The sequence below is a fragment of the Thiocystis minor genome (genome assembly GCF_016653465.1).
GTDB lineage: Bacteria > Pseudomonadota > Gammaproteobacteria > Chromatiales > Chromatiaceae > Chromatium > Chromatium minus.
The window spans coordinates 1-5,178 of the sequence record NZ_NHSQ01000104.1; the positions used below are offsets into that span (position 1 = coordinate 1).

Annotated in this window: 9 protein-coding genes; 6 read left to right on the forward strand and 3 right to left on the reverse strand. The window is 59.8% G+C overall.

Going from position 1 to position 5,178, the window contains the following annotated elements:
* Positions 1–260: 260 nt before the first annotated feature.
* Together CCR95_RS14820 and CCR95_RS14825 are read left to right on the forward strand one after the other, a co-directional pair.
* Complete coding sequence (locus CCR95_RS14820; RefSeq protein WP_201095856.1) at positions 261–497, forward strand: hypothetical protein; 237 nt, start codon at positions 261–263, stop codon at positions 495–497.
* 93 nt (positions 498–590) lie between these two features.
* Positions 591–1,880 (forward strand): DegT/DnrJ/EryC1/StrS family aminotransferase, encoded by a 1,290-nt coding sequence (locus CCR95_RS14825; RefSeq protein ID WP_338115407.1) that lies wholly within the window; start codon positions 591–593, stop codon positions 1,878–1,880.
* 260 nt (positions 1,881–2,140) lie between these two features.
* Here CCR95_RS14825 and CCR95_RS14830 read toward each other — a convergent pair whose 3' ends face one another.
* Entirely contained in the window at positions 2,141–2,335 is a 195-nt protein-coding gene (locus CCR95_RS14830; RefSeq protein ID WP_201095860.1) for a hypothetical protein, read from the reverse strand.
* Positions 2,336–2,813: 478 nt separating this feature from the next.
* Between CCR95_RS14830 and CCR95_RS14835 the strand changes: the two genes are divergently transcribed.
* Positions 2,814–3,065, forward strand: a complete 252-nt coding sequence (locus CCR95_RS14835) for a UPF0175 family protein (RefSeq protein WP_201095862.1) — start codon at positions 2,814–2,816, stop codon at positions 3,063–3,065.
* Complete coding sequence (locus CCR95_RS14840; protein WP_201095864.1) at positions 3,062–3,547, forward strand: PIN domain-containing protein; 486 nt, start codon at positions 3,062–3,064, stop codon at positions 3,545–3,547. The genes CCR95_RS14835 and CCR95_RS14840 overlap by 4 nt, the downstream gene beginning before the upstream one ends.
* A gap of 121 nt (positions 3,548–3,668) precedes the next feature.
* On the opposite strand, the gene vapC is transcribed toward CCR95_RS14840, so the two are convergent.
* Both vapC and vapB read right to left on the reverse strand, forming a co-directional pair.
* Complete coding sequence (vapC, locus tag CCR95_RS14845) at positions 3,669–4,091, reverse strand: type II toxin-antitoxin system tRNA(fMet)-specific endonuclease VapC (RefSeq protein WP_201095866.1); 423 nt, start codon at positions 4,089–4,091, stop codon at positions 3,669–3,671.
* On the reverse strand, positions 4,091–4,321 hold the full coding sequence (gene vapB / locus CCR95_RS14850; RefSeq protein WP_201095868.1) for a type II toxin-antitoxin system VapB family antitoxin: 231 nt from the start codon (positions 4,319–4,321) through the stop codon (positions 4,091–4,093). The genes vapC and vapB overlap by 1 nt, the downstream gene beginning before the upstream one ends.
* 384 nt (positions 4,322–4,705) lie before the next feature.
* Here vapB and CCR95_RS14855 point away from each other — a divergent pair, with 384 nt between their 5' ends.
* Positions 4,706–4,852: a hypothetical protein gene (locus tag CCR95_RS14855; RefSeq protein WP_201095870.1), complete on the forward strand. Its 147-nt coding sequence runs from the start codon at positions 4,706–4,708 to the stop codon at positions 4,850–4,852.
* Positions 4,853–4,922: 70 nt separating this feature from the next.
* Positions 4,923–5,060 carry a hypothetical protein gene (locus tag CCR95_RS14860; RefSeq protein WP_201095871.1) on the forward strand — a complete coding sequence of 46 codons (138 nt, stop codon included), beginning with the start codon at positions 4,923–4,925 and terminating at the stop codon, positions 5,058–5,060.
* Positions 5,061–5,178 lie beyond the last annotated feature (118 nt).

Genomic DNA, 5,178 nt, shown 5'->3' on the forward strand with positions numbered 1-5,178 from the left:
CACGGTTTGATGAGGGAGGGCTGGTATCCTGTGACTACGATTCGGCTCGTGAGGCACCGCCAAACGAAAGGGGCGGCAACAGATAGGCCGGATCTACGGACACGGGATGCCTGCTCTCTACTCTACCCGAATCTTTCATCATCACCGCATCGACCGATCCGCTGCAAGATGACGATGCTGTTCTACAGGAAGAATACGGGGCCTATTCGGCTGAAAGGCATCTCGACGCGTCTGATCGAGTGTAACAACGAGGTGGCATCATGTTGGTCAAGATCGAGCACATTCCTCAAGGCTATCTGATCGAGCGAGCAGGTCTGCCAAACACGCTGCCCAAGAATCCATTCCGGGCGGAACTGACGTTAGTCGAAAAACCCGTCTCCCCGTCGTTGGGAGATGTCAGTCCATCGGCCAAGCTACACGCGATTCTCGACGGTGCGCAACCGGCGGCTGTCGGCAAGGATGACTATCTTGATTACCTGGCGGCCAAGTATTCATGAAGCGGTATTTCTTCGACGTCAATCTGGTGCTCGACCTGCTCTTGCAGCGGCAGCCGCATGTGGCCGTCGTCGATCGGGTCTAGACATGTTCAGGTGGTCAAGACGCCAGCCGTGGATTATCGGCAGATCGATGTCGAGGACAGTCTGATCGAGGCATCCGCCCGAACCATCCCCGATGCCCGCATCCTGACCCGCGACCGAGCATTTCTGGCCCGCAGCCCTCTGACGCTGTCACTCGAAGAATTCCTGCGTGCCAACGAACGGGATGAGGACACCGTTCCGTTTCTCGATCTCCAGGCGCCGCATCTGGAACTCCGCGCGGAGCTGGATGCCGCCATCGGCCGCGTCCTGAATTCCGGCTGGTACATCCTTGGCCCCGAGGTCGAAGCCTTTGAAGCGGACTACGCCACCTACTGCGAGGCCGATCATTGCATCGGCGTCGCCAACGGTCTCGACGCCTTGCACCTCGCCCTGCGCGCCCTGGACGTTGGCCCCGGCGATGAAGTCATCGTCCCCTCCAATACCTACATCGCCACCTGGCTGGCGGTCAGCCAGTGCGGCGCCACGCCGGTGCCGGTGGAGCCGGATGAACATACCTACAACCTCGACCCGAACCGGATCGAAGCCGCGATCACGCCGCGTACCAAGGCCATTCTCCCGGTGCATCTCTATGGCCAGCCCGCCGACCTGGACCCGATTCTGGCCATCGCGCGCCAGCATGGTTTGCGTGTGCTGGAAGATGCCGCGCAGGCGCACGGCGCGCGCTACAAGGGCCGGCGCATCGGCGCGCACGGCGACGCCGTGGCCTGGAGCTTCTACCCTGGCAAGAACCTCGGCGCACTGGGCGATGGCGGCGCCGTCACCACCAACGATCCCGAGATCGCCGACCGCCTGCGCGTGCTGCGCAACTACGGCTCGCGCGTCAAATACGTCAACGAGGTGCAGGGCGTCAACAGCCGGCTCGACCCGCTGCAAGCCGCCATCCTGCAAGTGAAACTGCGCCATCTCGACGACTGGAACGCCCGTCGCGCCGCCATCGCCGCGCGGTATCGCGAAGGACTGGCCGACACCGGCCTGATTCTGCCGCAGGTGCCCGAATGGGCGGAGCCGGCTTGGCATCTGTTCGTGGTGCGACACCCCCAGCGTGATGCGTTGCATAAGCGCTTGACCGAAGCCGGCATCGGCGCGCTGATCCATTATCCGATTCCGCCGCATCTGCAATCGGCTTATGCTGAATTGGGGTTCGGCGAAGGTGCGTTTCCGATCACGGAAGCCATTCATCGTGAGGTGCTGAGCCTGCCGATCGGGCCGCATCTGAGCGCGGCGCAGCAGGAAACGATCCTGGCGACCCTGTCATCCGCAAGCAAGCGAGCAGAATCATGAGTGTTGCCGGTCGGATCTTCTCTCGCTCTCTGTCGATTATCAGTCGAATAGCGTCCACATGGCGCGCTTGGCGATGGCTTGGAGAGGCGCCGTTTCACCGGCAATTACTCATCGGTCAAGGTATCCGTTCGCCCCTCGCCAATTGCGTAGCGGCTGGCAATCCGGCAAAAGCGATTCGCTCCATTGTCTAGCTCATCGCCTTCTTCCTACGCCCAGATCCTCAAATCCTCCTCGCTCATCGGTGGGGCGCAAAATCGCCGTTAAACCACGCACACCGCGAACAAAATACAAGGGTCGATCAGCGCATCCACCAGCAAGGTTCGCCAGTGGCGCAGCACAGTGGATGCGGCGCGGTTGGAGCCGGGAGCGATTCCGCAGACCCTGCCGCGCGCCTGATCCACCCGACCGAACGCGCGCCTCGACCGCTTGCGCGACGCCGCGAATGCCGTCATCATTTTGCTCCCGAATCAACCCGACCCACTGGCCGATGCCTTGGACTGCTGCATGGAAGGATCCCGTCGAACGCGCCCGACTGACGACCAATGGCCGCGCCGCTGTCGAGCGGCATGCCGGCAAGGCCGCCGGCACCAGGGCCGACCGGGCCAGCCTCCGCGAACCCTCCAGCCGGACGGGGCATTCGCCCCGTTCGGAAGCGTTTCCACCCTCGGCGTTCGGCGCGATGCGCGAGTGTTGGCAAAACGTGCGGGACGGGGTGAATACCCCGTCCCGCCTGAAGTCCTGCCTCCCGCTCGTGCCCAGGCTCCCGCGTGAGAATGCCATCGCACCGCTCCAGCGGTGCCTGTTGGCGACGCGACGCTGGAGCGTCGCAACCTGCTCCCACGCCGGAGCGTGGGAGCGAGAGAACGGGGTGAATACCCCGTCCCGCCTGAAAAAACGTGGTCTGTCCCGGTTTTTCCTTCAGGAAACAAAATCATGCAAATCGCCATCAACCTACCGAATGATTTCGTCGAAATGCAGACGGCGAGTGTCATCGAACGCGAAATGCGCGCAAGTTACGCCCTCGCGCTGTTCAAGGCGGGACGGATAACCTTGTCTAAAGGCGCCCAACTGGCCGACTTGACGGTCCATGACTTCATGAAGTCATGTAAGGATAGCCAGATACCCGTCATCGACATGACCAGGGAAGAGCTGATGGAGGATCTTGAATCCATGAGGCAAGCATGATCCTGGTCGCCGACTGCTCGGCGTTGATCGCGCTGGCATCCTGCAATGGCCTGCGCTGGCTGGAGGCGCTCTTTGCGACGGTGATCGTCCCGGAGGCCGTTGACCAAGAGGCGATTGTGAGTCACAAGCCGGAAGCGCAACAGTTAAAAGAATTTCTCAAGGATAAAGTCAGAAAGATCGATCCCGGCAGCGCCGTCTTGCTGGATGGATTTTCTGACCTTGGCGAAACCGAGGCCATGGTTTTAGACAAGCAATGCGCGGCTGATAAGTTGTTGATTGACGACAAGCGTGGACGAAGGGTCGCGCGGATCAATCACATCAGCACGATTGGCTCGCTTGGCATCCTGTTAGCCGCCAAACAGGCGGGCCTGATCGACCGGATTTCACCGTCTCTGGCCAAGCTCGACGACGCTGATGTGTTTATCTCAGCCGATCTCATCGCGACAGTGATGGATCTGGCGGGCGAGGAATGGCCGTTGTGAGATCCTATCTCGAACGAATAGGCAAAAGAGAGAAGGAAAACGTGGTCTGTCCCGGTTTCTCCCCCGGCGTGAATAGACTTATTCAGATTCAAGTTGGTTTGAATAGGTTTTTATGAGCGGTTCAAACCTGGTCACACCGTGGGTTCGCCGCCCAGTTTTCGACTCGCAATCCAGGAACTCTCTCGAATTCACGGAGGTTGTTCGTGACAACGATCAATCCTTGGCTTCTGGCATGCCCCGCTATCTGGCTATCATAGGCACCGATTTTTTGACCACGGAGTTCGAGTTCAGCAAGAATCTGGCCGCTGTGAGTCGCTGCATTTCGGTCAAAATCCAGTACCTCCAAACGCGCCGCAAAGCCCTCGATGACTCCCGTGTTCGCCTCTGGATTGGTTGATTTCTCAGCTCCCTTGGTCAACTCCATCAGCGTGATCGTGCTGATACTCAATTGGCCGTGATGGCGCCGGAATGCTTCCCGTACCTCCTGAGGCCGGTTCTTGATGGTGTATATGCAGGTACAGGTATCCAGCATATATTTGAGCATCAGAAATCCTCGCGCTCTTGCACGGAAGGCTGATTGCGATTGCTCATGAAATCAGCGCTCACACTGGGACCATCAAACCAGCTATCCCATGCCTCTCCGGCGGGTGTGATAATGCGAGTACGGCCGACAGCCACGATATCAACCTGCTTGATATCGTCTGGTAGAGCGACAGCCTTGGGTAGCCGCACGGCCTGAGAGCGGTTACTTTTGAATACGGTTGTTTGTTCCATTTATTCGCTTCGCATATCGTCAGGATATGCCAAGAGTATATCCAATCATAACCACAACGACAACGACAAGCCGCAGCGAAATGGTGACCCCGTGACCCCAAGCGGCGAGGTTGCGCCTCGCAGCCGAAATCAGCCACAACCGGCGACATGAAGATCCTCTATCTTGATGTCTGCGTCATCTGTCGTCCGTTCGACGAGCAGCAGCAACTGCGGATCAGGATGGAAAACAGACGCACTCTATTTGGTCCTCCGCCATATCGAAATCGGTCGTTATCGCGCTGCCGTCTCGCCGGTACATTTCAATGAAGCGAGCGCAATCCACGAGCGCGAAGAGCGGATGGAGGTCACCGCGCGACTGGAACGCCTCGCGATCCCGCTCGCACCTTGATCCAGCAACGCTTCGGCGCCTCGCCGCCCGAGGTCGAGGCGCGATTACAGGATGCCACACCGGAACAGTTGGAGCGCTGGGCGCTGCGGGTCTTGGACGCCGCCAGCCTGGACGACGTGTTGCGGTCGGACAGCGAGCATTAAATGATCTCGCTTGCGCGACGCCGCGAATGCGTCATCCTCTGCCTCCCGAATCAACCCGCCCCACTGGCCGATGCCTTGGACTGCCGCATGGAAGGATCCCGCCGAACGCGCCCGACTGACGACCAATGGCCGCGCCGCGGTCGAGCGGCATGCCGGCAAGGCCGACCGGGCCAGCATCCCCGAACCAGTGCTGCATTGCAAAACCTGACCGTATGCCGTAACAGGCTGATTAACTTGCTGGTTAAAGTCCAGCCGATGGAGTTGCTCGTACACCATTGTAGTGCCCCGGAGCGGCGTTTGGGTAACCAAGGGTCGTGAGTTCCGAG